This is a genomic window from Pseudomonas sp. EL_65y_Pfl1_R83 (assembly GCF_963970695.1).
In the GTDB taxonomy this organism is placed as follows: Bacteria; Pseudomonadota; Gammaproteobacteria; order Pseudomonadales; family Pseudomonadaceae; genus Aquipseudomonas; species Aquipseudomonas tritici.
Map to the genome: position 1 here is coordinate 17,525 of NZ_CAXAQI010000007.1, position 23,951 is coordinate 41,475.

Sequence of the window (23,951 nt, forward strand, 5' to 3'; positions counted from 1 at the left end):
TGAGTCAAATCCGAAAATCACTGTGCCTTGGCTACCGGAGTCTCGCTTTCAAGCCACTTCTGGGCCAACGCCTTCAATCTGCCATCGGCCTTCACCCGCCCCAACGCCTTATCCAGACTCGCCTTGAACGCCGGGTTACCTTTCTGAAACGGGATGACCAGCTCAGGCTTCTCGTTGTAAGGCTCACTGAAATCGAACCGATCCTGCAGCTCGGCAGTCATAGCGATATGGTTGATTGCCACGTCGTACTTGCCGCTTTCCACACCGGGCAACAGGTCAGCATCATTGGTGGTGATAAATGACGAGCGCACGTCCATCTCTTTGGCCAGTTGCTCACCCAGTTCCACTTCGAAGCCGGTGAGTTTGTCGCCTTCCTTGAAGTTGAACGGCGGGTTGTTGGCTTCAAGGGCGATGCGCAGTTCGCCACGGTCGAACACATCATCGACCAGTTCGGCGTGAGCCAAGGGGCTCAGAAGGGGAAGTAGCAGTAACAGGCCAGGCGAAAAGCGCATGGTCACTCCTAGAAATTTCAGATGTGCGAGGCGCCGTTCAGCATCGCTTTGCTATGGTGTTGAGTGTCTTGGACAGCAATTTGTCGCGAAGTTGTCATTAACCTACAGATTTCATAGAAAAACTGGAGAAGCGAATGAAAGCCCTTTTGTCCCGTGCCACCCTGGCCTCCTTGATGCTGGGTGCGTCTATGTTGGCTACCGCCGCAGACGGTATTCCGCGCAGTGCGCCGCCTGAAGGCGCCAAAGTATTCATCGTTTCGCCAAAAGACGGCGCCACTGTCGATAAAACCTTCACCGTCAAATTCGGCATGGAAGGTTTGAAACTCGCGCCTGCCACCGACCAGACGCCGGGCACTGGCCACCACCACCTGCTGGTCGACCAAAAAGAACTGCCTGACGCCAGCGTGCCCATCCCGGCCACCGACACCGTGATTCACTACGGCAAGGCCCAGACCGAAACCGAACTGACCCTGACCCCAGGCAAGCACACCTTGCAACTGGTGGCCGGCGATAAGCTGCACATGCAGTTCAACCCGACTGTAGCCTCGAAAGTCATCACGGTTAATGTGAAATAAAAAAAGGGAGCCCTTGCGGGGCTCCCGTTTTTTTATTGCTGCAAGCGGCAAGTTAAAAGCTGCAAGTAAAAGCTCTTGGCTTGCCGCTTGAAGCTTGTTGCGTGCAGCGGACCCTAACCACCGCTCTAGAAAAGCACGCGGCTACGAATGGTCCCGTTGATGTGCTGCAGCTTCTCTTGCGCCAGGTCCGAGTACTCGGCGTCGACGTCGATGACCACGTAGCCGACCTTCTCGTTGGTCTGCAGGAACTGACCGGAGATGTTGATGCCGTTTTCCGCAAAGACCTTGTTGATCTCCATCATCACGCCAGGGATGTTCTGGTGGATGTGCAGCAGACGGTGCTTGCCAGGGTGAGCCGGCAGCGCCACTTCCGGGAAGTTGACCGAGGAAACGGACGTACCGTTGTCGCTGTACTTGACCAGCTTTTCAGACACTTCCAGGCCGATGTTGGCTTGGGCTTCAGCGGTGGAACCACCGATGTGCGGGGTCAGGATCACGTTGTCCAGGCCACGCAGCGGGCTTTCGAAGATGTCGTCGTTGGAGCGTGGCTCCACCGGGAACACGTCGATGGCGGCGCCGATCAGGTGCTTGTCCTTGATCGCGTCGGCCAGGGCGTCCAGCTCGACCACGGTGCCACGCGCCGCGTTGATCAGGATGCCGCCTTTCTTGATGGCACGGATTTCCTTCTCGCCGATCATCCACTGGGTTTCAGTGGTTTCCGGAACGTGCAGGGTCACGATGTCGGACATGCCCAGCAGTTCGGTCAGGCTCGACACTTGCGTGGCGTTGCCCAATGGCAGCTTGGTCAGGGTGTCGTAAAAGAACACCTGCATGCCCAAGCCTTCCGCCAGTACCGACAGCTGAGTGCCGATCGAGCCGTAACCGACGATACCCAGCTTCTTGCCGCGGATTTCGAAGGAGTTGGCTGCGCTCTTGATCCAGCCGCCACGGTGGCAGGAAGCGTTCTTCTCAGGAATGCCGCGCAGCAGCAGGATGGCCTCGGCCAGCACCAGCTCCGCGACGGAACGGGTGTTGGAGTACGGCGCGTTGAACACCGCGATGCCGCGCTCGCGCGCTGCGTTGAGGTCGACCTGGTTGGTGCCGATGCAGAAACAACCGACAGCCACGAGCTTTTTGGCGTGTTCGAAGATCTCTTCGGTCAGCTGAGTGCGGGAGCGAATGCCGATAAAGTGCGCGTCGGCGATCTTTTCCTTTAACTGGGCTTCCGGCAGAGAACTGGTGATGTACTCAATGCTGGTGTACCCGGCAGCTTTCAGAACGTCGACAGCCGATGGGTGGACGCCTTCCAGAAGAAGGAACTTGATCTTGCTCTTATCGAGAGAAGTCTTGCTCATCTGCGTAAACCTGTATCCCGGAGAAAAATGGCAGGGAATCGGATCGAGTAAGCTGACCCGGACGGCAGGAAAGCCGTCACCGCAGAAACGCCCTTGGGCTCTGTCCTGCGGGGGCGGTATGCTAGCATACGCGCCCCGCTAAACACCTATTCCTGCGACGTGAAGCGTTCTCAGGATGACCATGAATTGTTCGAGAGTTCTGTCGATGACCCATCCTGCCCTGATTGATGAGCTGAAGACCCTGGTTGAGCCCGGCAAAGTGCTGACCGATGCAGACTCCCTGGAGGCTTACGGCAAGGATTGGACCAAGCATTTTGCACCCGCGCCGACCGCCATCGTCTTTCCCAAGACCATTGAGCAGGTCCAGGCCATCGTGCGTTGGGCCAATGCGCACAAGGTGGCGCTGGTGCCGTCCGGCGGGCGTACTGGCTTGTCGGCAGCCGCTGTGGCGGCCAACGGCGAAGTGGTTGTGTCGTTCGACTATATGAACCAGATCCTCGACGTGAACCTCACTGACCGCACTGCCGTGTGCCAGCCGGGCGTGGTTACCAAGCAATTGCAGAACGTCGCCGAAGAAAACGGCCTGTACTACCCGGTGGACTTCGCTTCGTCCGGTTCCAGCCAGATTGGCGGCAATATCGGCACCAATGCCGGCGGGATCAAGGTGATTCGCTATGGCATGACCCGCAACTGGGTGGCCGGCATGAAGGTCGTCACTGGCAAGGGCGATGTGCTGGAACTGAACAAAGACCTGATCAAGAACGCCACCGGCTACGACATGCGCCAGCTGTTTATCGGCGCTGAAGGCACCCTTGGGTTTGTGGTTGAAGCCACCATGCGCCTGGACCGTGCGCCGAAAAACCTGACGGCCATGGTGCTGGGTACCACCGATTTCGACTCGATCATGCCGGTATTGCACGCGTTCCAGAGCAAGCTGGACCTCACCGCCTTCGAATTTTTCTCCGACAAAGCCTTGGCCAAGGTCATGGGCCGTGGCGACGTGCCGGCACCGTTCGAAACCGAATGCCCGTTTTACGCGCTGCTGGAATTCGAAGCCACCACCGAAGAAGTCGCCAACCACGCGCTGGAGACCTTCGAGCACTGCGTCGAGCAGGGCTGGGTGCTGGACGGCGTGATGAGCCAGAGCGAAACCCAGCTGCACAACCTGTGGAAACTGCGCGAGTACATCTCCGAGACCATTTCCCACTGGACGCCGTACAAGAACGATATCTCGGTCACCGTCTCCAAAGTACCCGCCTTCTTGAAGGAAATCGACGCGATCGTCGGCGAACACTACCCGGACTTCGAAATTGTCTGGTTCGGCCACATCGGCGACGGCAACCTGCACCTGAACATCCTCAAGCCGGAAAACCTGAGCAAGGATGAGTTCTTCGCCAAGTGTGCCACCGTGAACAAGTGGGTGTTTGAAACCGTCCAGAAGTACAACGGCTCGATCTCCGCTGAACACGGCGTGGGCATGACCAAGCGCGATTACCTGACCTACAGCCGCTCGCCGGTTGAAATCGAATACATGAAAGCAGTGAAAGCGGTGTTCGACCCGAGCGGGATCATGAACCCCGGCAAGATATTCGCTGTTTAACCGTCCCTGAAGGAGTCGTTTCATGAGCTACCAGCACAAGTATGTCGACGGCACCAACATCCACTTTCCGGTCGGTAAAGTGGTGTGTATCGGGCGTAACTACGCCGAACATGCCAAGGAACTGGACAACCCGGTCCCTACCGAGCCGTTGCTGTTCATCAAGCCGGGCAGTTGCGTGGTGCCGTTGGAAGGCGGTTTCAGCATTCCAACCGAGCGTGGTTCGGTGCATTACGAAGCGGAAATCGCGGTATTGATCGGCAAGCCTTTGTCGAACAAGCCCAGCCGTGAAGAAGTGCTGGACGCCATCTCCGGCTTCGCCCCGGCCCTGGACCTGACCCTGCGCGATAAGCAGGCCGAGCTGAAAGCCAAGGGCTTGCCGTGGGAAATCGCCAAGTCTTTCGACGGCGCGGCAGTCATCGCACCGTTCGTGGTGGGCAGTACGTTCCCGGACGTGACCGATATCGGCATCCGCCTGACCATCAATGGCGAAGTGCGCCAGGATGGCAACAGCGCGCAAATGCTCAACCCGATCATTCCGATGATCCAGCACATGGCCGGCTGCTTCTCGCTGCAAGCGGGTGATGTGATCCTCACCGGCACCCCGGCCGGCGTGGGCCCGCTGAATGTGGGTGATGAGCTGGTGCTGGAACTGTCGGGTGTGAATCGCTTCGAAAGCAGCGTTCGCTAAAAACTGAATACAGTCCACATGTGGGGGCCGGGCAAGCCCGGCTCCCACAGGTTTTTGTGTGTGCCTGGAGTTTCCAGGTCTTTGCATTTTTTTCACACGCCATCCGGATAATCCTCAGCCACTTGCACACGGGCACCTCGATCCTGTGCTATCACCTAACGCTGACTTTCCGGAAAAGCACCCAATGGCCGTGCCCCTGCCTACCGTCACCCCCAAGCTGCGTTCCCGCTTTGCCCTGCGCTGGTATTCCTGGCTATTGCTGGCGGGCGTGATTGTGTATGGCGTTGCCTGGGCCCTGCACTGGGATGATCGCGGCGTACTGTGGATACTCGAACGCTTCGAAACCCCCGCCGAGCGCCAAGAGAGCGTGTGGCTGCCGGACTATCATGCCGTCATCGATGGCAAGCGTTTGCCGGGGATGGAGAAGGACGAAGCTTCGGACGTCTCCTACAACCCACAGACCAAAACCCTGTTTTCTGTGATGGGCAAAAACCCGTTCCTCGTCGAGTTGAGCTTGCAAGGCGATGTGCTGCGCAAGATGCCGCTCAATGGCTGGGATAACCCGGAAGGTATCACCGTGATGGAAAACGGCTTGATGGCGGTGGTCGATGAACGCCAGCACACGGTGACCCTCGTCAAGGTCGTCGCCACCACCCAGCAATTGAACAAGGCTGACTTCCCGAGTTACGACCTGGGCCCCTCCAAGGATCAAAACAAAGCGTTTGAAGGCGTGGCTTGGGACAAGCTTAACCAGCAACTGGTGTTCGGTGAGGAACGCCCCCCGGCACTGTTTACCTGGAAAAGCGACGGTAGCCAGGCCCTGGTCGGCAGCAAGCAAAAGCTCGCCAGCACCGAGCTGGATATGCGTAACCTCTCGGCCCTGGCCGTCGACCCGCGGACCGGCCATTTACTGGTGCTGTCGGCTGATTCCCACCTGTTGCTGGAGCTGAACGAGAAGGGCGAGCAAGTCAGCTTCATGACCTTGCTCGGCGGTTTCAACGGCCTTAAAAACACCATTCCCCGTGCAGAAGGTGTGGCCATGGACGACGACGGCACGCTGTACATGGTCAGTGAGCCAAACCTGTTCTATCGCTTCGAAAAACAGAAATAGCGTACAGATTACGTCGGATATTTCTCTATCAGCGGCATTCGCCAGACACTGGGTGCGTTTAAGTTTAAATTCAGACAGGCGTGATATTCATTCGCCACTTTTGAGCTTGAGCCCCTCCGATGCGACGACTAGCCCGCCCCAAACCTATGTTCTTTATTCTTGCGCTGATCGCCCTGGTCAGCGCCGGGGTCGTTGCGCAGCATTTTCGCCTGTTCGAGCGCGCCTGGTTCAACTGGCAAGTGTGGCGCAAGCCAGCGAATGAGCGCTCCATCGGCCTGGCGGACTACCGGGTAGCCCTGGAGGCCCAGGTGATCGTGGGGCTCAACGACGACGTCTCGGCCCTCACCTACGACCCAGTGCGCAAAAGCCTGTTTACCGTCACCAATAAAAACGCCGAACTGATCGAGCTTTCCTTGGAGGGCAAGATCCTGCGGCGTATTCCCTTGGTGGGATTTGGCGATGCCGAGGCGGTGGAATTTATCAGCGACAACACTTATGTCATCAGCGATGAGCGCCAGCAGCGCTTGATCAAGGTACATGTGGATGACGATACCCAATTCCTCGATGCCGCCGATGCGGAGCAAATGACGCTGGGCCTGCACGTTGGCGGCAATAAAGGGTTTGAAGGCCTGGCTTACGACTCGGTGGGCAAGCGCCTGTTCGTCGCCAAGGAGCGCGACCCGATGCTGATCTATGAGGTCCATGGCTTTCCCCATTTCAAATCGGAAAAAACCTACTCGGTGCACGTGATCAACAACCCCAAGCGTGACGCCGGGCTGTTTGTGCGCGACCTCTCGAGCCTGCAATACGACGAGCGCAGCGGCCATTTGCTGGTGCTGTCGGATGAGTCGTTTTTGGTGCTGGAACTGGATATCGACGGTCGCCCGTTGAGCAGTCTTTCTCTGCTGAACGGGCGCCATGGCCTGAAGAAGCGCGTGCCTCAGGCGGAAGGGATCGCGATGGACGATGACGGTAACTTGTACCTGACCAGCGAGCCGAACCTGTTCTATGTGTTCAAGAAACCAAGTCTCTGAAGCACCGCTCCCACATTTAAACGCGTCAGGCCTTCAGGGTTTTCACACCTTCCGAGGTGCCCAGCAGCAACACATCCGCCGGACGCGCCGCGAACAAACCATTGGTGACCACACCAACGATCGCATTGATCTGCGTCTCAAGCGCCACCGGATTGGTGATCTGCATGTTGAACACGTCGAGGATGATATTCCCGTTGTCAGTCAACACGCCTTCGCGGTACACCGGGTCGCCGCCCAGTTTCACCAACTCGCGGGCCACGTGGCTGCGGGCCATCGGGATGACTTCCACCGGCAACGGGAACGCGCCGAGTACCGGCACCAGCTTGCTGGCGTCCGCGATGCAGATAAAGGTCTTGGCCACGGCCGCGACGATCTTCTCGCGGGTCAGGGCTGCGCCGCCGCCCTTGATCAGGTTCAGGTGTTCGTCGCTTTCATCGGCGCCGTCAACGTAGAACTCCAGGTCGCTCACGGTGTTGAGCTCATACACCGCAATCCCATGGCCCTTGAGGCGCGCGGCGGTGGCTTCGGAGCTTGCCACGGCGCCGTCGAATGCGCCCTTGTGCTGAGCCAGTGCATCGATAAAGCAGTTGGCGGTGGAGCCGGTGCCGACACCGACGATGCTCTTGTCGTCGAGTTTAGGAAGGATTAAATCGACGGCGGCCTGGGCCACTGCCTGTTTGAGTTGATCCTGGGTCATGCGGGCTCCGGAACGGGCGGGGAGTTATCGAGGTGCGCGAGTATAACCCAACAAAACCTCTGGATTCGTGTGGTCGCCCGGCCAAACGCTGGGTTAGACTCCTTGGCCCTGCCCATCCCGCCCAGTGATTTCCGCCGATGCTTGAACAGTACGTCAAAAAGATCCTCACCTCGCGCGTTTACGACATCGCCGTAGAAACTCCGTTACAGACCGCCCGCCAGCTTTCCGAGCGGCTGGGCAACAAGGTCTGGCTCAAGCGTGAAGACTTGCAGCCGGTGTTCTCGTTCAAGATTCGCGGCGCCTACAACAAGCTGACCCAACTGACCAGCGAGGAACGTGCGCGCGGTGTGGTCACGGCGTCGGCGGGTAACCATGCCCAGGGCCTGGCCCTGGCGGCCAAGGTGCTGGGGGTGAAAGCCACTATTGTCATGCCTAAGACCACTCCGGAGATCAAGGTCGAAGGCGTGCGCTCGCGTGGCGGCAAAGTGGTGCTGCATGGCGATTCCTTCCCGGAAGCTCTGGCCTACTCGCTGAAACTGGTCGACGAAAAAGGCTACGTCTACATTCACCCCTACGATGATCCGCACACCATTGCCGGGCAGGGCACCGTGGCGATGGAAATCCTGCGCCAGCATCCGGGGCCCCTGGACGCGATTTTTGTACCGGTGGGCGGCGGCGGGCTGATCGCGGGTATTGCGGCCTATGTGAAATACCTGCGCCCGGAGATCAAGATCATCGGTGTCGAGCCGGACGACTCCAATTGCCTGCAAGCCGCGATGGCGGCTGGCGAACGCGTGGTGCTGCCGACCGTGGGCCTCTTTGCCGATGGCGTGGCGGTGGCGCAGATCGGTCAGCACACCTTCGACATTTGCAAGGACTATGTCGATGAAGTGATCACCGTGAGCACCGATGAAATCTGTGCGGCGATCAAGGATATCTACGACGACACCCGCTCCATCACCGAACCCGCGGGCGCCTTGGGCGTGGCAGGCATCAAGAAATACGTCGAGACCCGGGGCGTTACCGGGCAGACTCTGGTGGCCATCGATTCCGGCGCCAACGTCAACTTCGACCGCCTGCGCCATGTGGCCGAGCGTGCCGAGCTGGGTGAAGGTCGCGAGGCGATCATCGCCGTGACCATCCCCGAAAAGCCCGGCAGCTTCAAGGCGTTCTGCGAGGCTGTGGGCAAGCGCCAGATCACCGAATTCAACTATCGCTTCCACACCGGCAGTGAGGCACACATTTTTGTCGGCGTGCAGACCCACCCGGAAACCGACCCGCGCAGCGCGCTGATCGCCAGCCTCATCAGCCAGGGTTTCCCGGTGCTGGACCTGACCGAGAACGAGCTGGCCAAGTTGCACATCCGGCACATGGTCGGCGGCCATGCGGCCCACGTCAGTAATGAAGTGGTGTTTCGCTTCGAATTCCCGGAGCGTCCGGGCGCCTTGTTCAACTTTCTTAACAAATTGGGCGGGCGTTGGAACATCTCGATGTTCCACTATCGCAACCACGGCGCAGCAGACGGCCGTGTGGTCGCCGGTCTGCAAGTGCCGGCGGACGAGCGCCACTTGGTACCGGCAGCCCTGGAAGCCATCGGCTACCCGTACTGGGATGAAAGCGATAACCCGGCCTACACACTGTTCCTCGGATGAGCGACTACGCTGATTGGGGCGGCCTTAAGGAAGACGACACATGGAAACCCTGACCACCCTGAAAGTTATCCACATCGCGGCCACCGTATTGCTGTTGCTCAGCGGCCTGGGCTTGGCGCTGCTGGCCTGGCGCAAACGCAGCGCCGGCCCGGCGGTGACCCTGCAACGCCCTTGGGCGGTGGTCTGGTTATTGATGGGCATCTGCGTCGTCAGCATGCCGTTTACCGGTTGGTGGCTGGTGCACCTGACCGGCTGGCCGCTAGGTCAGACCTGGATCCTCGGTTCCAGCATTCTCTACACCGTGGCGGCGCTGGCGTGGTTCTGGCTGGTGGCGCGGCTTCATCGCCTGCGTAAGGGCGAGGGCGGCAGCTTGAACTTCACGTTGGTGCTGGCGGTAATCAGCCTGGTGGGGTTCGTAGCAATTGCCGGTTTGATGGGTGCCAAGCCTGTCTGAATGAGTGCCTACCTGCTGCTGAAAACCCTGCATATCCTCTCGTCGACCGTTCTGTTCGGGCTGGGCGCGGGCTCGGCTTACTACGCATTGCGTGCCTGGCGTACCGGCAACGTTGAAGTGATTGCCGTGACCTTCAAGCACCTGGTGTTCGCCGATTGGGCGTTTACCGCGACCGCGGCGCTGTTCCAACCGTTGAGCGGGATTGGCTTGATGCATCTGGCGGGCTGGTCGCTGCAGCAGAGTTGGTTGCAGTGGACGTTCGGTTTGTATGTGCTGGCGGGGATCTGCTGGTTGCCGGTGGTGTGGTTGCAGATTCGCGTACACAAGATGGCAGAGCAGGCGTTGCGGGAGGGCACGGCAATGCCGATCAAGGCCGCGACCTATATGCGCGGGTGGTTTGGCCTGGGGTGGCCGGCGTTCCTGGCCTTCATGGTGATTTTCTATCTGATGGTCGCCAAGCCGATGTAGTGAGCGGGCAAGCCCGCTCATACAGATCAGCTGCGCAGGGTAATCACCGGCCAGCCACGCTGTTCAGCCTCAGCCCGCAAGTTCGGGTCCGGATCCACTGCCACCGGATGAGTCACTTGCTCCAGCAGCGGCAAATCATTCATCGAGTCGCTGTAGAAGTAACTGTCTTCCAGGCTGAATCCGGTTTCTGCCAGCCAGCGATTCAAACGTGTCACCTTACCCTCGCGAAAGCACGGCACGTCGGTGCTGCGCCCGGTGTAGCGGCCGTTTTCCATCTCGCACTCTGTGGCGATCAGGGTTTCCACGCCCAGGCGTGCGGCAATTGGCGCGGTGACGAAACGGTTGGTGGCGGTGATGATCACCAGCGTGTCACCGGCGGCGCGGTGCTTGGCCAGCAGTTCAGCGGCCAGCGGCAGCATCAGCGGCTCGATGCAGTCGCGCATGAAGTCATTGTGCCACTCGTCCAGTTGGGCCATCTCGGTACGGCCGAGGATTTCCAGGCTGAAGTTCAGGTAGGCGGCATTGTCCAGCTTGCCGGCCAGGTAATCCTGGTAGAACTCGTCGTTGCGCGCCTTGTAGGCGATGGGGTCGAGAATCCCGCGTTCACAGAGGTAATCGCCCCAGGCGTGATCGCTGTCACCGCCAAGAAGGGTGTTGTCCAAGTCGAATAAAGCCAGGCGCATTGCAGTTACTCGCTGAAAAGTCTGTAAAAAGGCGTCCAGAATACGGTCTTTTCACAAGAGTGCACATAAGGTAAGAAGCCTCGTTGCCGCTGGAACAACCTTTGTGGAACAATGCGGCGACATGCGTTTGCGAGGTTGTTGCCGTGATCGACCCCGATGGTTTCCGTCCTAATGTCGGGATTATTCTTACGAATGATGCCGGACAGGTGCTATGGGCTCGCCGAATCAACCAAGATGCCTGGCAGTTTCCTCAAGGCGGAATCAACCCCGACGAAACCCCTGAAGACGCCTTGTACCGTGAGTTGAATGAAGAAGTCGGCCTTGAGCGTGAAGATGTACAGATTCTGGCGTGTACCCGCGGCTGGTTGCGCTATCGTTTGCCGCAACGCCTGGTGCGTACCCACAGCCAACCGCTGTGCATCGGCCAGAAGCAGAAATGGTTTCTCCTGCGCCTGATCTCCGACGAGCAGCGGGTGCGGATGGATTTGACCGGTAAACCGGAGTTCGATGGCTGGCGCTGGGTCAGCTATTGGTACCCGTTGGGCCAGGTGGTGACATTCAAGCGCGAAGTTTATCGTCGCGCTCTCAAAGAGCTTGCCCCGCGCCTTTTAGCGCGCGACTGACGACGGAGTTCGACCCCGAGCCATGCTCAATACGCTGCGCAAGATCGTCCAGGAAGTTAACTCCGCCAAGGATCTCAAGGCGGCGTTGGGGATTATTGTGTTGCGCGTCAAGGAAGCCATGGGCAGCCAGGTCTGCTCGGTTTACCTGCTGGACCCCGAGACCAACCGTTTTGTGCTGATGGCCACCGAGGGCCTGAACAAGCGCTCCATCGGCAAGGTCAGCATGGCGCCCAATGAAGGTCTGGTGGGCCTGGTGGGGACGCGTGAAGAACCCCTGAACCTCGAACATGCAGCCAATCACCCGCGTTATCGCTACTTTGCCGAAACCGGTGAAGAGCGTTACGCCTCGTTCCTCGGCGCACCGATCATTCACCACCGCCGCGTTGTCGGCGTGTTGGTCATCCAGCAAAAAGAGCGCCGTCAGTTCGACGAAGGTGAAGAAGCCTTCCTGGTGACGATGAGCGCGCAACTGGCCGGGGTTATCGCCCACGCCGAAGCGACGGGTTCGATTCGCGGCCTGGGTCGCGAAGGCAAGGGCATTCAGGAAGCCAAGTTCGTCGGCGTGCCGGGCTCGCCGGGCGCGGCGGTCGGTACGGCGGTGGTGATGTTGCCGCCGGCGGACCTGGATGTGGTGCCGGACAAGACCGTCAAAGACATCGACGCCGAAATCAAACTGTTCAAGACCGCCCTGGAAGGCGTGCGCGCCGACATGCGCAACCTGTCGACCAAGCTGGCGACTCAGTTGCGCCCCGAAGAGCGCGCGCTGTTTGACGTGTACCAGATGATGCTCGACGACGCGTCCCTGGGTAACGAAGTCAAGACGGTGATCAAGACCGGCCAGTGGGCCCAGGGTGCACTGCGCCAAGTGGTCACCGATCACGTCAACCGTTTCGAATTGATGGACGACGCCTACCTGCGCGAGCGCGCCTCTGATGTGCGTGACCTCGGTCGCCGTCTGCTGGCCTACCTGCAGGAAGACCGCACCACCAACCTGGTCTACCCCGACAACACGATTCTGATCAGTGAAGAACTGACCGCCACCATGCTCGGCGAAGTGCCGGAAGGCAAGCTGGTGGGCCTGGTGTCGGTACTCGGTTCGGGTAACTCCCACGTCGCGATCCTGGCCCGCGCCATGGGCATCCCGACGGTGATGGGCCTGGTGGACCTGCCGTATTCCAAAGTGGATGGCATCGACATGATCGTCGATGGGCATCGCGGTGAAGTGTTTACCAACCCCAGCGAAGTGCTGCGCAAGCAATACGCCGAAGTGGTTGAAGAAGAGAAACAACTGGCGCTGGGCCTCGACTCATTGCGCGAACTGCCGTGCGTGACCACCGATGGCCATCGTGTGCCGCTGCTGGTCAACACTGGCTTGCTGGCGGATGTAGCCCGTGCGCAACAGCGCGGCGCCGAAGGCGTGGGGCTGTACCGCACCGAAGTGCCGTTCATGATCAATCAGCGTTTTCCGAGTGAGAAGGAGCAGCTGGCGATTTATCGCGAGCAACTGCAGGCCTTCCACCCGTTGCCGGTGACCATGCGCAGCCTGGACATCGGCGGCGACAAGTCACTGTCGTATTTCCCGATCAAGGAAGACAACCCCTTCCTGGGCTGGCGCGGTATTCGCGTCACCCTCGACCACCCTGAAATTTTCCTCGTACAGACCCGCGCCATGCTCAAGGCCAGCGAAGGCCTGAACAACCTGCGCATCCTGCTGCCTATGATCTCCGGCACCCATGAGCTGGAAGAGGCGCTGCACCTGATTCACCGTGCGTGGGGCGAAGTGCGCGATGAAGGCGCCGACGTGCCGATGCCGCCGATTGGCGTGATGATCGAAATCCCGGCAGCGGTGTACCAGGCTAAAGAGCTGGCGCGGCAGGTAGATTTCCTCTCGGTGGGCTCCAATGACCTGACCCAATACCTGCTGGCCGTGGACCGCAACAACCCACGGGTGGCCGACCTCTACGACTACCTGCACCCGGCGGTGCTGCAAGCCCTGCAACACGTAGTGCGCGACGCCCATGCCGAAGGCAAACCGGTGAGCATCTGCGGTGAAATGGCCGGCGACCCCGCAGCGGCGGTGTTGTTGATGGCGATGGGCTTTGACAGCCTGTCGATGAACGCCACCAACTTGCCGAAGGTTAAGTGGATGCTGCGCCAGGTTGAATTGAGCATGGCCAAGGATTTGCTGGCGGAGCTGATGACCATCGACAACCCGCAAGTTATCCACAGCTCGCTGCAACTGGCGCTGAAGAACTTGGGGCTGACGCGGATGATCAACCCGGGTTCCGCGAAGACCCTCTAAGCAACACCGATCAAAATGTGGGAGCGGGCTTGCTCGCGAATGCAGCGTGTCAGTCGTCGAATATGTGACTGATACACCGCATTCGCGAGCAAGCCCGCTCCCACACTGGTTTCGTGGCGTCTAGAAATTCAGGTCGACCTCGCCAAGTCGCCCACCATGCGGCCCAAAGCTACGCTCCACCATCCGCTGCGTCCCATCCGCATTCACGATCAACGCCGTACTCGCCCGCGTCCCATAACTCGGGCTGGCAATAAACACGCTCGACAACAAACTCTCAGTCGCCAAGCCCACCCCGGTATCCGGCAAATCTGCAAACGGCGCCGTCTGCGGATCACTCAGCATCTCCAACAACGCCTCAGGCTGCGGGTCCTCCAGCATCTCGCTCAACGCCGCCCTTGCCTTAATCAGCTTGGGCCACGGCGTGTCCAGCCCGGCATTGGACAACCCATACACCCCGGCCTCCAAACGTGTCGGCTCGGTATGATTGGCGTTGTAATGCCACAACTCATCCCGCGTACCCACCAGCAGGTTAAACCCGGCATATTCAATCGATCGGCCGTTAACATCGGCCAGATACTCTTCAATCGGCAGCGAACCACTGAGAAATAGCGCAACCAACTCCCCGCGTGACTTACGTGCAGGCGGCTGGTGCGGGTCGCGGATATTGGTCAAGGCGGCAAAGCGCCCGTTGGCATTCACCCCCAACCAGGTACCGCCCGCTTCCTGATCGCGGCCGGCGAAGACTTCGGGCACGTCCGGCCATTGGGCCAGCGGCAGGCTGGGGCGAGCGTAGAACTCATCACGGTTGGCCGCGACGATCAGCGGTTGGGCGTGGCCCGGCCGCCAGGCGAAAACAATCAGGCACATCAGGCGATTCCCTTTTGTGTTTTTTGCCACTTTACCGGCAGCAACGCAGGCGTTCCATCGTATCCAGTTGGGTTGCATGCCTTCCATCCGTTAACATGCCGGACTTGGTCTGGGGGCTCCCATGGAATTTCTGCTGTATTTGCTGCTCGGCGCCTGTGCGGGCGTGCTCGCCGGGCTGTTTGGCGTGGGCGGCGGGATTATCATCGTGCCGGTGCTGGTGTTCAGCTTCACCTTGCAGGGCTTTGACCCGCAGGTGCTGACCCACCTGGCCGTGGGCACTTCCCTGGCAACGATCATCTTTACCTCGGTGAATGCCGTGCGTGAGCACCATCGGCGTGGCGCGGTGCGTTGGCCGATCTTTGTGTGGATGACCGTGGGTATCCTGATCGGCGCAGGCTTTGGTGCACTGACCGCCGAGGCGATTTCCGGCCCCCACCTGCAAAAGATCATCGGCGTGTTTGCCTTGTTGGTGGCCGTGCAACTGGCCCTGGAGGTCAAGCCCAATGCCAGCCGGACGGTGCCGGGCAAGGTTGGCCTGACCATCGCCGGCACATTTATCGGCTGGGCTTCGGCGATTTTCGGGATTGGCGGCGGCTCGCTGACCGTACCGTTCCTGACCTGGCGCAGCGTGCCGATGCAGCAGGCCGTGGCCACTTCATCGGCTTGTGGCCTGCCGATTGCGCTGGCCAGTGCATCAAGTTTCATGATTCTTGGCTGGCATGACCCGCTGTTGCCCGCTCATAGTCTAGGGTTCGTGTATTTGCCGGCACTGTTGGGCATTGCCCTGACCAGTATGGTGTTCGCCCGTTTCGGCGCACGCCTGGCGCACCGATTATCGCCGCGTTTGCTCAAGCGGTTGTTCGCCGGGCTGCTGTTCTGTGTCGGCTTAAACTTTTTGTTGTAATGCAGGCTTAATCGCGTCCGGGCATGGTCCGGGCGCTATAACGAATGATTTAACGAGGAGTCGCAATGCTGCCTTACCCGCAGATCGACCCGGTGGCCTTGGCTATCGGTCCGCTGAAAATCCACTGGTACGGGTTGATGTACCTGATCGGCATCGGCGGTGCCTGGTTTCTGGCTTCCCGACGCCTGAACCGTTTCGATCCGACCTGGACCAAGGAGAAGCTCTCCGACCTGATCTTCTGGTTGTCGATGGGCGTTATCGTTGGCGGGCGCCTTGGGTATGTGCTGTTCTACGACCTCCCCGCGTACATCGCCAACCCGACGCTGATTTTCGAAGTGTGGAAGGGCGGCATGGCGTTCCATGGTGGGTTTATCGGCGTGATGATTGCTGCCTGGTGGTTCGGCCGTCGCAATGGCAAGTCGTTCTTCCAACTGATGGACTTCATCGCACCGATGGTGCCGATCGGCCTGGGCGCTGGGCGTATCGGTAACTTCATCAATGCCGAACTCTGGGGCAAACCGACCGACCTCCCATGGGCGATGGTGTTCCCGCCGTTCAGTGACCCGGCGCAATTGCCGCGCCACCCGTCGCAGCTCTACCAGTTCGCGTTGGAAGGCGTGGCACTGTTCCTTATCCTGTACCTTTTCTCGCGCAAGCCGCGCCCGACCATGGCCGTGTCCGGCATGTTCGCGTTGTTCTACGGGATCTTCCGATTCGTCGTCGAGTTCGTGCGCGTGCCGGATGCGCAATTGGGCTACCTGGCATTCGGTTGGGTGACCATGGGTCAAATCCTCAGCCTGCCGATGATTCTCGGCGGCCTGGGCTTGCTGTGGTGGGCGTACAATCGCCCGCAGCCTTTGAAGAACACCGCGCTTTAAATTCGAATGCCGAGGTTTCCAAGCCTCGGCTTCAACGATACGGGTACCAGAATGAAGCAATATCTCGAACTACTGAACGACGTCGTGAGCAATGGATTGACCAAGGGCGATCGCACCGGCACCGGCACCAAAGCCGTGTTCGCCCGTCAGTATCGGCATAACTTGGCCGACGGCTTCCCGTTGCTGACCACCAAGAAGCTTCACTTCAAAAGCATCGCCAACGAGCTGATCTGGATGTTGAGTGGCAACACTAACATCAAGTGGCTCAACGAAAACGGCGTAAAGATCTGGGACGAATGGGCCACCGAAGAAGGTGACCTGGGCCCGGTGTACGGCGAGCAGTGGACCGCCTGGCCGACCAAGGACGGCGGCACGATCAACCAGATCGACTACATGGTCCACACGCTCAAGACCAACCCGAACAGCCGCCGCATCCTGTTCCACGGCTGGAACGTTGAGTACCTGCCGGACGAGACCAGGAGTCCGCAGGAAAACGCGCGCAACGGCAAACAAGCCCTGCCGCCGTGCCACCTGCTGTACCAGGCATTCGTGCACGACGGTCACCTGTCGATGCAGTTGTATATCCGCAGTTCCGACGTATTCCTCGGCCTGCCGTACAACACCGCCGCGCTGGCATTGCTGACCCATATGCTGGCCCAGCAATGCCACCTGATCCCCCACGAGATCATCGTCACCACCGGCGACACTCACGCGTACAGCAACCATATGGAGCAGATCAAGACCCAGCTGGCGCGCACGCCGAAGAAACTGCCGGAACTGGTGATCAAACGTAAGCCTGCGTCGATCTACGACTATAAGTTCGAAGACTTCGAGATCGTGGGCTACGACGCCGACCCGAGCATCAAGGCTGACGTCGCGATCTGAAGACTACCCCGGTGTAACTGTGGGAGCCCGCTCCCACATTTGGATTGGGTTTCACCCCATTATCAGTCAGTGGCCGTGGCTTCTGCCCACATGCGAAGGCTCCGCCTCGCTGGCCAGTACACCCCCGCTGACCTCCAGCCGCTGCAAAATCCCGCACTGATCCCCGCCGCCACAGCGTTGGCGCAGGTCCAGCAACTGTTCCTGCAACGCCAACAACCCATCAATCCGCGCTTTCACGTGGTGGATATGCTCATCGATCAACGCGTTCACGTTTTCGCACTGGTCCTGGGGGCTGTCGCGTAGCCCAAGCAGGCTGCGGATTTCTTCCAGGGTCATGTCGAGGCTGCGGCAATTGCGGATAAAGATCAGCCGCTCTGTGTGTGCCTGGGTGTACACACGGTAGTTGGCCTCGGTGCGTGCCGGGGGCGGCAACAGGCCTTCCTTCTCGTAATAACGGATGGTTTCCACCGGGCAGTCGGTCAGTTTGGCCAGTTCGCCGATCTTCATTGCGGCAATCTCCAAATGGGTGCTTGACCCTATAGTGGCTACAGGGTCTTTACTTGGCAACAGGCACCTTTACGGACGCGACAGAATGAGCGATTCCATCCACACCCCGCATAAACATGACCACGACCACGACCATGGCCCGAAAAAACTCACGCCAGTGGATGACCATGGCCACGGCAGCTCGTGCTGCTCCGGCACACCCGCACCTGCGCGGGTGCAACTGAGCGAAGCACCCACCGCCGGCTCGCGCCTGAGCACTTTTCGGATCGAAGCCATGGACTGCCCCACCGAGCAGACGCTGATCCAGAACAAGCTTGGCAAGCTTGCCGGTGTGCAGCAGCTGGAATTCAACCTCATCAATCGCATCCTTGGCGTCACCCACGACCTACCAAGCACTGCGCCGATCATCGACGCGATCAAATCCATCGGCATGCAGGCTGACCCCATCGAGGAAGGCGCTCCGGCCGCCGCGCCGCCCGCCAAGAAACCCTGGTGGCCGCTGGCGTTGTCCGGTGTGGGCGCGTTGGGCGCCGAAGTGCTGCACTTCACCGATGCCGCGCCCACGTGGGTGATCGCGGTGGTGGCGCTGATCTCGATTCTCAGCGGCGGCTTCACCACCTATAAAAAGGGCTGGATTGCCCTGAAAAACCTCAACCTGAACATCAATGCCCTGATGAGCATCGCCGTGACCGGCGCGATCCTGATCGGCCAATGGCCTGAAGCGGCGATGGTGATGTTCCTGTTCACCGTGGCCGAGTTGATCGAAGCCAAATCCCTGGATCGTGCGCGCAATGCCATCAGTGGCTTGATGCAGATGACGCCCGAGCAGGCCACGGTGCAGCAAACTGATGGGTCATGGGCTGAACAAGAGGTCAAAAGCATTGATATTGGTGCAGTCGTACGGGTAAAACCCGGTGAGCGCATCGGCTTGGACGGTGAGATCACCGCCGGCCAATCCACCATCGATCAGGCACCGATCACGGGTGAAAGCCTGCCGATTGAAAAGACCGTGGGCGACAAAGTCTTCGCCGGCACCATCAACCAGGCCGGTTCCCTGACGTACAAAGTTACCGCAGCGGCTAACAACTCTACCCTGGCGCGCATCATCCACGCGGTGGAACAGGCCCAAGGCGCACGGGCGCCGACCCAGCGCTTTGTCGACCGCTTCTCGAAGATCTACACCCCGGCCGTGTTCCTGTTCGCGCTGGGCGTAGCGGTGATTCCGCCGCTGTTCATGGCCGGCGTGTGGTTCGACTGGATCTACCGCGCCCTGGTCCTGCTGGTGGTTGCGTGCCCATGTGCCTTGGTGATTTCCACTCCGGTGACCATCGTCAGTGGCCTCGCGGCGGCGGCGCGCAAAGGCATCCTGATAAAGGGCGGCGTGTACCTGGAGGGGGGTTACAAGCTCGACTACCTGGCCCTCGACAAGACCGGCACCATCACTCACGGCAAGCCGGTGCAAACCGATTACCTGGCGCTCTTCCCCGACATCGAAGACAGCGCACCGGCCCTGGCCGCCAGTTTGGCCGGGCGTTCCGATCACCCGGTGTCGCTGGCGATTGCCAACGCGGCTGTGGATAAAGATCTGCCGATGCACGTTGTGGATAACTTCGAAGCCCTGGCCGGGCGCGGGGTGCGTGGCGATATCAGCGGCGAAACCTACCACTTGGGCAACCATCGCCTGGTGGAAGACCTGGGCCTGTGTTCACCGGCGCTGGAAGACAAGCTCTTCGCCCTGGAAAAACAGGGCAAGTCCGTGGTGTTGCTGCTCGACAAGTCCGGCCCGCTGGCGCTGTTCGCCGTGGCCGACACGGTCAAGGACAGCAGCCGTGAAGCGATCCAGCAGTTGCATGACCTGGGCATTAAAACCCTGATGCTCACCGGCGACAACACCCACACCGCCCAGGCGATCGCTGCCCAGGTCGGCATTGACCAGGCCCAGGGCGACCTGTTGCCTACGGATAAGCTGCAAGCCATTGAAGCCCTGTATGGCCAAGGTTTCCGCGTGGGCATGGTCGGCGACGGTATCAACGATGCGCCAGCCCTGGCCCGTGCCGAGATCGGTTTTGCCATGGCTGCAGCCGGCACCGACACGGCCATCGAGACCGCCGATGTGGCGCTGATGGACGATGATTTGCGCAAGATTCCGGCATTCGTTCGTCTGTCGCGGCAAACGTCGAGTATCCTCAAGCAGAACATCGCCCTGGCGCTGGTGATCAAGGCGATCTTTCTCGCGGTCACCTTCCTGGGCATGGCCACCATGTGGATGGCGGTGTTTGCCGACATGGGCGTGAGCCTGCTGGTGGTATTCAATGGCCTGCGCCTATTGCGCAAATAATTGAGGTGAGGGTGGTGTGCTGAGTGCCGAGTTGAAGGCTTTTTTCATGGTCGCCCGCCTGGGCAGTATCACCCAGGCGGCGAAAAAACTCGGCCTGAGCCAACCCACCGTCACCACCCAGATCCGCAACCTGGAAAGCCAATACGGCGTTGAGCTGTTCTACCGAGGTGGCCGCCGCCTCACCGTCAGTGACGAAGGCGCGCGCCTGCTACCGATGGTCAAGGCGCTGTTGCAGCAGGAAGCGGACATCGAGTTTTTCCTGCGCAACAGTGGTCAGGTCCAGGGTGCGCTGAGGATCGCCGCGACGGCGCCGTATTACATCCTCGACTTGGTCAAGGCCTTTCGTGAACGCCTGCCGCAGGTGGAAGTGTCGGTAGAAATCGGCAACTCCCAGCAGGTGCTCGAAGCGCTGGACGATTACCGCGTTGATGTCGCTGCGTCGTCGCAGCTGCTGGAAGACCCGCGCTTGATTCGCCGCGTGCTGGGCACCGATCCTTTGGTGCTGGCCGTGCATCGCGATCATCCACTGGCCAAGCTCGATCATGTACCGCTCACTGCGTTGGCCGGGCATACCTTGTTGATGCGCGAAGCCGGCTCCACCACGCGGCGCCTGACCGAAAAAATGCTACAGGGCGCAAGCGTGAGTTACGGCCCGCTGTTGGAAATCGGCAGCCGGGAGTCGATTCGCGAGGCGGTGCTGCGCAATATTGGCATCAGTATTATTGCCCGCCAGGAAGTGCCGCATGATCCGCAGTTACGGGTGTTGACCATTGAGGATGCGCCCCAGATTCCGGAGTATTTGTACTGCCTCAAGGAGCGAAAAAGCGCGCGGTTGCCAGCGGCGTTTCTGGGGTTGGCGCAGGAAATGTCGCCCATTTAAGGTTGCAGCCCAGGCAGCCCATCTCCATCAGACCTACCCAAATCCACGAATACCACTATCACTGCCTTTTGCCTTCCTGCCACACCAGCGACGCATTGCCTGCCTAGCATGGGCTTCATCAGTTTGATGAGGTGCCTCCATGAACACAGCCCTGACCCAACCCGGCGCGCCAATGAAGGTGCGCGGTGTCCAGAAACGCTTCGGCGCTTTTACCGCGCTGGATAACGTCTCGCTGGACGTCGCCGCTGGCGAGCTGGTGTGCCTGCTGGGCCCGTCCGGCTGCGGCAAGACCACCTTGTTGCGTTGCATCGCTGGACTGGAGCGCCAGGACAGCGGCGAACTTTACCTGGGCAGCCGCGATGTTTCCCTGCTGCCACCCCAGGCGCGGGACTACGGCATTCTGTTCCAGTCCTACGCGCTGTTCCCCAACCTGACTGTCGACGCGAATATCGGCTACGGACTCGCCGGCAGCGGCCGCGATGAAGTGCGCAAGCGCGTCGGGCAGATGCTCGAACTGGTCGGCCTGGTCGGCAGCGAAAAGAAATACCCGGGCCAACTCTCCGGCGGCCAGCAGCAACGCGTTGCGCTCGCCCGGGCATTGGCGCCGTCGCCCTCATTGCTGCTGCTGGATGAGCCGATGTCGGCCCTCGACGCCCGCGTGCGCGAACATCTGTGCACCGAGCTGCGCCAACTGCAGCGTCGCCTGGGCATCACCACGCTGATGGTCACCCACAACCAGGACGAAGCCATGCTGATGGCCGACCGCATCGCTGTGATGAACAACGGGAAGGTCGAGCAATACGCCACGCCCCAGGAGATCTATGACCGCCCGGCCACGCCGTTCGTGGCGGAGTTTGTCGGCCAGGGCAACTGGCTGCCGTTCAGCCGCAACAGTGCCAGCCATGCCCAAGTCGGCGGGATGAACATGCGCTTGGCCGACGATGCTGGCATCGCCAAGTCCGGCCGTTTGTTCTGCCGCCCGGAAGCGATCAGCGTCAACCCGCCAGTGCACGAAGAAAACCTGTTCCCGGCCAAGGTCCGCGAAATCACCTTTCTCGGCAACCGCTGCCGTATGAGCTTCGAACTGGAGCAATTGCCCGGCCATCCGTTACTGGCCGAAGTGGCTCCGGAAGCGATGCCACGCCTGGGTGCCCAGGACATCTGGGTCGCCTTGCCGCCGCGCAGCCTGCAGGTGTTTGCCTGAGATGGATGCTGTCATGACATTGCCTGAGCCGCGTCAGGTCTCCCGCGCCGAGCTGGGCGATCGCATTTTTGTGGTCGGCGGCAAACTGATTTGGCTTTTATTGCTGGGTATTGCCGTACTGCTGCCATTGTTGGCGATCTTCTGGCGCGGTTTCAGCAGCGAAGCCGGGCAGGGCGGTGGCTTGGTGGCGGCGCGGGAACTGCTCACCAGTGACAACTTCCACTGGCTGCTGGGCAATAGCCTGAAAGTCTCTCTCAGCGTTGCGGCCATCGTCGTACCGCTGGCCTACCTGTTTGCCTACGCATTGCAGCGTACGTTGATTCCCGGCAAGGCGATCTGGCGCGGCCTGTCGCTGCTGCCGCTGATGGCGCCGTCGATGTTGCCGGGCATTGCGCTGGTGTATCTGTTCGGTAACCAGGGCCTGTTGCGCGGGCTGCTTTCGGACAATATCTATGGCTTCTGGGGCATTGTGCTGGGCGAGGTGATCTACACCTTCCCACATGCCTTGATGATTTTGCTGTCGGCGCTGTCCCTGGCAGATGCGCGGCTGTTTGATGCTGCCTCGAGCATGGGCGCGAGCCCGGCCCGGGCGTTCCGCAGCATCACCTGGCCGGCCACACGCCAGGCTGTGTTTGCCGCGTTCTGTTTGGTGTTCACCTTGACCATCACCGATTTCGGCGTGCCGGTGGTGGTCGGCGGCGATTATCAGGTGCTGGCGTTGGAAGCCTACAAGGCCGTGGTCGGCCAGCAACAGTTCGGTCGCGGCGCGTTGATCGGCATGGTGCTGCTGCTGCCGGCGCTGTTCAGCTTTGGCGTGGATGCCTGGCTGCGCCGTCGTCATGGCGACTCCATGAGCGGTCGTGCCCACGTCTTCCAACCGGTGCCATCGCGCGTAAGAGAGGGCTGCTACCTGGCCATCGTGCTGCTGATCTGCGCCGTTTTGCTGCTGGTATTCGGCATGGCGGTGTATTCCTCGTTGGTGAAATTCTGGCCGTACAACCTGTCGCTTTCGCTCAATCACTACCAGTTCGAAGACACCGCCGGCGGCGGCTGGCTGGCTTATCGCAACAGCCTGACCATGGCGTTGTGCACCGCGATGATCGGCAGTGTGCTGATCTTCACTGGCGCGTATTTGATGGAAAAGACCAAGGGCCAGAAGGGCCTGAACCTGGCGCTGCGCATGCTCAGCTTTGTGCCGATGGCGGTGCCTGGGTTGGTGCTGGGCTTGGGCTATGTGTTCTTTTTCAACCTTAATGGCAACCCGCTGCATGTGTTCTACGGGACCATGACCCTGCTGGTGGTGTGCACCATTGCTCACTATTTGACCACCGCGCAGATGACCGCGACCACGGCGTTGCGCCAGCTCGACGCCGAGTTCGAAGCCGCCGCGTTGTCGCTCAAGGCGCCGCTGTACCGCCATTACTTGAAAGTCACGGTGCCGATCTGCCTGCCGGCGCTGCTGGACATCGTGCGCTATCTGTTTGTGTCGGCGATGACCACCGTGTCCGCCGCGATCTTTCTCTACAGCCCCGACACCATCCTTGCCGCCGTTGCCGTTTTGAACATGGACGACGCCGGCAATGTGGGTGGTGCGGCGGCCATGTCGACCCTGATCCTGTTCACGTCGGCCGGCGTCTCGCTGCTGCTGGCGTGGGCCTCACGTGGCGCGTTGCGCCGCTCCCAAGCCTGGCGCCAGACCGCGCCCGGCCAATAAACATCCCTGAAGGAGGTGCT

Annotated in this window: 23 protein-coding genes; 17 read left to right on the forward strand and 6 right to left on the reverse strand. The window is 60.2% G+C overall.

Annotated features, from left to right (window positions below; translation table 11 throughout):
- Nucleotides 1-17: 17 nt before the first annotated feature.
- Entirely contained in the window at nt 18-512 is a 495-nt protein-coding gene (locus tag AACY08_RS12000) for a transporter substrate-binding domain-containing protein (protein ID WP_339469609.1), read from the reverse strand.
- A gap of 134 nt (nt 513-646) precedes the next feature.
- Between AACY08_RS12000 and AACY08_RS12005 the strand changes: the two genes are divergently transcribed.
- The gene (locus AACY08_RS12005) at nt 647-1,087 is read left to right on the forward strand and encodes a DUF4399 domain-containing protein (protein WP_049711053.1); all 441 of its coding nucleotides are present in this window, start codon (nt 647-649) and stop codon (nt 1,085-1,087) included.
- 125 nt (nt 1,088-1,212) lie between these two features.
- On the opposite strand, the gene serA is transcribed toward AACY08_RS12005, so the two are convergent.
- On the reverse strand, nt 1,213-2,442 hold the full coding sequence (serA, locus tag AACY08_RS12010) for a phosphoglycerate dehydrogenase (RefSeq protein WP_339469611.1): 1,230 nt from the start codon (nt 2,440-2,442) through the stop codon (nt 1,213-1,215).
- Between the two features lie 205 nt (nt 2,443-2,647).
- Between serA and AACY08_RS12015 the strand changes: the two genes are divergently transcribed.
- The 4 genes from AACY08_RS12015 (at nt 2,648) to AACY08_RS12030 (ending at nt 6,875) form a co-directional block, all read left to right on the forward strand.
- Nucleotides 2,648-4,042 (forward strand): FAD-binding oxidoreductase, encoded by a 1,395-nt coding sequence (locus AACY08_RS12015; RefSeq protein WP_339469613.1) that lies wholly within the window; start codon nt 2,648-2,650, stop codon nt 4,040-4,042.
- A gap of 22 nt (nt 4,043-4,064) precedes the next feature.
- Nucleotides 4,065-4,730, forward strand: coding sequence for a fumarylacetoacetate hydrolase family protein (locus AACY08_RS12020; protein ID WP_049711056.1), 666 nt, complete (start codon nt 4,065-4,067; stop codon nt 4,728-4,730).
- Between the two features lie 184 nt (nt 4,731-4,914).
- Complete coding sequence (locus AACY08_RS12025; RefSeq protein ID WP_339469614.1) at nt 4,915-5,841, forward strand: SdiA-regulated domain-containing protein; 927 nt, start codon at nt 4,915-4,917, stop codon at nt 5,839-5,841.
- 119 nt (nt 5,842-5,960) lie between these two features.
- A complete protein-coding gene (locus AACY08_RS12030) occupies nt 5,961-6,875 on the forward strand; it encodes an SdiA-regulated domain-containing protein (RefSeq protein WP_339469616.1) in 915 nt (304 codons plus the stop codon).
- A 25-nt stretch (nt 6,876-6,900) separates the two neighbouring features.
- On the opposite strand, the gene rpiA is transcribed toward AACY08_RS12030, so the two are convergent.
- Complete coding sequence (rpiA, locus tag AACY08_RS12035; protein ID WP_339415214.1) at nt 6,901-7,572, reverse strand: ribose-5-phosphate isomerase RpiA; 672 nt, start codon at nt 7,570-7,572, stop codon at nt 6,901-6,903.
- A 137-nt stretch (nt 7,573-7,709) separates the two neighbouring features.
- Here rpiA and ilvA point away from each other — a divergent pair, with 137 nt between their 5' ends.
- Genes ilvA through AACY08_RS12050 form a run of 3 tightly spaced genes read left to right on the forward strand, consistent with a single transcriptional unit; the run spans nt 7,710 to nt 10,146 of the window.
- On the forward strand, nt 7,710-9,224 hold the full coding sequence (gene ilvA, locus AACY08_RS12040) for a threonine ammonia-lyase, biosynthetic (protein ID WP_339469617.1): 1,515 nt from the start codon (nt 7,710-7,712) through the stop codon (nt 9,222-9,224).
- Between the two features lie 40 nt (nt 9,225-9,264).
- On the forward strand, nt 9,265-9,678 hold the full coding sequence (locus AACY08_RS12045) for a DUF2269 family protein (protein ID WP_339469618.1): 414 nt from the start codon (nt 9,265-9,267) through the stop codon (nt 9,676-9,678).
- On the forward strand, nt 9,679-10,146 hold the full coding sequence (locus AACY08_RS12050; RefSeq protein WP_339427632.1) for a DUF2269 family protein: 468 nt from the start codon (nt 9,679-9,681) through the stop codon (nt 10,144-10,146).
- Nucleotides 10,147-10,172: 26 nt separating this feature from the next.
- On the opposite strand, the gene AACY08_RS12055 is transcribed toward AACY08_RS12050, so the two are convergent.
- Nucleotides 10,173-10,829 carry an HAD family hydrolase gene (locus AACY08_RS12055; protein WP_339415218.1) on the reverse strand — a complete coding sequence of 219 codons (657 nt, stop codon included), beginning with the start codon at nt 10,827-10,829 and terminating at the stop codon, nt 10,173-10,175.
- A 143-nt stretch (nt 10,830-10,972) separates the two neighbouring features.
- Between AACY08_RS12055 and AACY08_RS12060 the strand changes: the two genes are divergently transcribed.
- Together AACY08_RS12060 and ptsP are read left to right on the forward strand one after the other, a co-directional pair.
- Nucleotides 10,973-11,452 carry an RNA pyrophosphohydrolase gene (locus AACY08_RS12060; protein ID WP_049713461.1) on the forward strand — a complete coding sequence of 160 codons (480 nt, stop codon included), beginning with the start codon at nt 10,973-10,975 and terminating at the stop codon, nt 11,450-11,452.
- A 22-nt stretch (nt 11,453-11,474) separates the two neighbouring features.
- Nucleotides 11,475-13,754 (forward strand): phosphoenolpyruvate--protein phosphotransferase, encoded by a 2,280-nt coding sequence (ptsP, locus tag AACY08_RS12065; RefSeq protein WP_339415219.1) that lies wholly within the window; start codon nt 11,475-11,477, stop codon nt 13,752-13,754.
- Nucleotides 13,755-13,874: 120 nt separating this feature from the next.
- Here the strand turns inward: ptsP and AACY08_RS12070 are convergent, their stop codons facing one another.
- Complete coding sequence (locus AACY08_RS12070; protein WP_339469620.1) at nt 13,875-14,621, reverse strand: NRDE family protein; 747 nt, start codon at nt 14,619-14,621, stop codon at nt 13,875-13,877.
- A gap of 121 nt (nt 14,622-14,742) precedes the next feature.
- On the opposite strand from AACY08_RS12070, the gene AACY08_RS12075 reads away from it, so the two are divergent.
- The 3 genes from AACY08_RS12075 to AACY08_RS12085 all read left to right on the forward strand — a co-directional run bounded on the left by AACY08_RS12075 (nt 14,743) and on the right by AACY08_RS12085 (nt 17,288).
- Nucleotides 14,743-15,525: a sulfite exporter TauE/SafE family protein gene (locus AACY08_RS12075; RefSeq protein WP_339469621.1), complete on the forward strand. Its 783-nt coding sequence runs from the start codon at nt 14,743-14,745 to the stop codon at nt 15,523-15,525.
- A 65-nt stretch (nt 15,526-15,590) separates the two neighbouring features.
- A complete protein-coding gene (lgt, locus tag AACY08_RS12080; RefSeq protein ID WP_339415222.1) occupies nt 15,591-16,403 on the forward strand; it encodes a prolipoprotein diacylglyceryl transferase in 813 nt (270 codons plus the stop codon).
- A gap of 51 nt (nt 16,404-16,454) precedes the next feature.
- A complete protein-coding gene (locus AACY08_RS12085) occupies nt 16,455-17,288 on the forward strand; it encodes a thymidylate synthase (RefSeq protein ID WP_339469622.1) in 834 nt (277 codons plus the stop codon).
- 66 nt (nt 17,289-17,354) lie between these two features.
- Here AACY08_RS12085 and cadR read toward each other — a convergent pair whose 3' ends face one another.
- Nucleotides 17,355-17,795 (reverse strand): Cd(II)/Pb(II)-responsive transcriptional regulator, encoded by a 441-nt coding sequence (gene cadR, locus AACY08_RS12090; RefSeq protein ID WP_339469624.1) that lies wholly within the window; start codon nt 17,793-17,795, stop codon nt 17,355-17,357.
- Nucleotides 17,796-17,880: 85 nt separating this feature from the next.
- Between cadR and AACY08_RS12095 the strand changes: the two genes are divergently transcribed.
- From AACY08_RS12095 to AACY08_RS12110, 4 genes are all read left to right on the forward strand, one after another.
- Nucleotides 17,881-20,133, forward strand: coding sequence for a heavy metal translocating P-type ATPase (locus AACY08_RS12095; RefSeq protein ID WP_339469626.1), 2,253 nt, complete (start codon nt 17,881-17,883; stop codon nt 20,131-20,133).
- Between the two features lie 16 nt (nt 20,134-20,149).
- Nucleotides 20,150-21,013, forward strand: coding sequence for a LysR family transcriptional regulator (locus tag AACY08_RS12100; RefSeq protein WP_339469628.1), 864 nt, complete (start codon nt 20,150-20,152; stop codon nt 21,011-21,013).
- Nucleotides 21,014-21,152: 139 nt separating this feature from the next.
- Nucleotides 21,153-22,217 (forward strand): putative 2-aminoethylphosphonate ABC transporter ATP-binding protein, encoded by a 1,065-nt coding sequence (locus AACY08_RS12105; RefSeq protein WP_339436163.1) that lies wholly within the window; start codon nt 21,153-21,155, stop codon nt 22,215-22,217.
- Nucleotide 22,218: 1 nt separating this feature from the next.
- Nucleotides 22,219-23,931 (forward strand): putative 2-aminoethylphosphonate ABC transporter permease subunit, encoded by a 1,713-nt coding sequence (locus AACY08_RS12110; protein WP_339469630.1) that lies wholly within the window; start codon nt 22,219-22,221, stop codon nt 23,929-23,931.
- Nucleotides 23,932-23,951: the final 20 nt, after the last annotated feature.

Excerpts from the sequence above, each read along its gene's own strand:
- AACY08_RS12025 (WP_339469614.1), top strand. The coding sequence starts at position 4,915 with ATGGCCGTGCCCCTGCCTACCGTCACCCCCAAGCTGCGTTCCCGCTTT.
- AACY08_RS12075 (WP_339469621.1), top strand. The coding sequence starts at position 14,743 with ATGGAATTTCTGCTGTATTTGCTGCTCGGCGCCTGTGCGGGCGTGCTC.
- cadR (WP_339469624.1), bottom strand. The coding sequence starts at position 17,795 with ATGAAGATCGGCGAACTGGCCAAACTGACCGACTGCCCGGTGGAAACC.
- AACY08_RS12110 (WP_339469630.1), top strand. The coding sequence starts at position 22,219 with ATGGATGCTGTCATGACATTGCCTGAGCCGCGTCAGGTCTCCCGCGCC.
- lgt (WP_339415222.1), top strand. The coding sequence starts at position 15,591 with ATGCTGCCTTACCCGCAGATCGACCCGGTGGCCTTGGCTATCGGTCCG.
- AACY08_RS12015 (WP_339469613.1), top strand. The coding sequence starts at position 2,648 with ATGACCCATCCTGCCCTGATTGATGAGCTGAAGACCCTGGTTGAGCCC.
- AACY08_RS12000 (WP_339469609.1), bottom strand. The coding sequence starts at position 512 with ATGCGCTTTTCGCCTGGCCTGTTACTGCTACTTCCCCTTCTGAGCCCC.
- rpiA (WP_339415214.1), bottom strand. The coding sequence starts at position 7,572 with ATGACCCAGGATCAACTCAAACAGGCAGTGGCCCAGGCCGCCGTCGAT.
- AACY08_RS12045 (WP_339469618.1), top strand. The coding sequence starts at position 9,265 with ATGGAAACCCTGACCACCCTGAAAGTTATCCACATCGCGGCCACCGTA.
- ptsP (WP_339415219.1), top strand. The coding sequence starts at position 11,475 with ATGCTCAATACGCTGCGCAAGATCGTCCAGGAAGTTAACTCCGCCAAG.
- AACY08_RS12055 (WP_339415218.1), bottom strand. The coding sequence starts at position 10,829 with ATGCGCCTGGCTTTATTCGACTTGGACAACACCCTTCTTGGCGGTGAC.
- AACY08_RS12050 (WP_339427632.1), top strand. The coding sequence starts at position 9,679 with ATGAGTGCCTACCTGCTGCTGAAAACCCTGCATATCCTCTCGTCGACC.
- AACY08_RS12020 (WP_049711056.1), top strand. The coding sequence starts at position 4,065 with ATGAGCTACCAGCACAAGTATGTCGACGGCACCAACATCCACTTTCCG.
- AACY08_RS12070 (WP_339469620.1), bottom strand. The coding sequence starts at position 14,621 with ATGTGCCTGATTGTTTTCGCCTGGCGGCCGGGCCACGCCCAACCGCTG.
- AACY08_RS12085 (WP_339469622.1), top strand. The coding sequence starts at position 16,455 with ATGAAGCAATATCTCGAACTACTGAACGACGTCGTGAGCAATGGATTG.
- AACY08_RS12030 (WP_339469616.1), top strand. The coding sequence starts at position 5,961 with ATGCGACGACTAGCCCGCCCCAAACCTATGTTCTTTATTCTTGCGCTG.
- AACY08_RS12105 (WP_339436163.1), top strand. The coding sequence starts at position 21,153 with ATGAACACAGCCCTGACCCAACCCGGCGCGCCAATGAAGGTGCGCGGT.
- AACY08_RS12005 (WP_049711053.1), top strand. The coding sequence starts at position 647 with ATGAAAGCCCTTTTGTCCCGTGCCACCCTGGCCTCCTTGATGCTGGGT.
- ilvA (WP_339469617.1), top strand. The coding sequence starts at position 7,710 with ATGCTTGAACAGTACGTCAAAAAGATCCTCACCTCGCGCGTTTACGAC.
- AACY08_RS12095 (WP_339469626.1), top strand. The coding sequence starts at position 17,881 with ATGAGCGATTCCATCCACACCCCGCATAAACATGACCACGACCACGAC.
- serA (WP_339469611.1), bottom strand. The coding sequence starts at position 2,442 with ATGAGCAAGACTTCTCTCGATAAGAGCAAGATCAAGTTCCTTCTTCTG.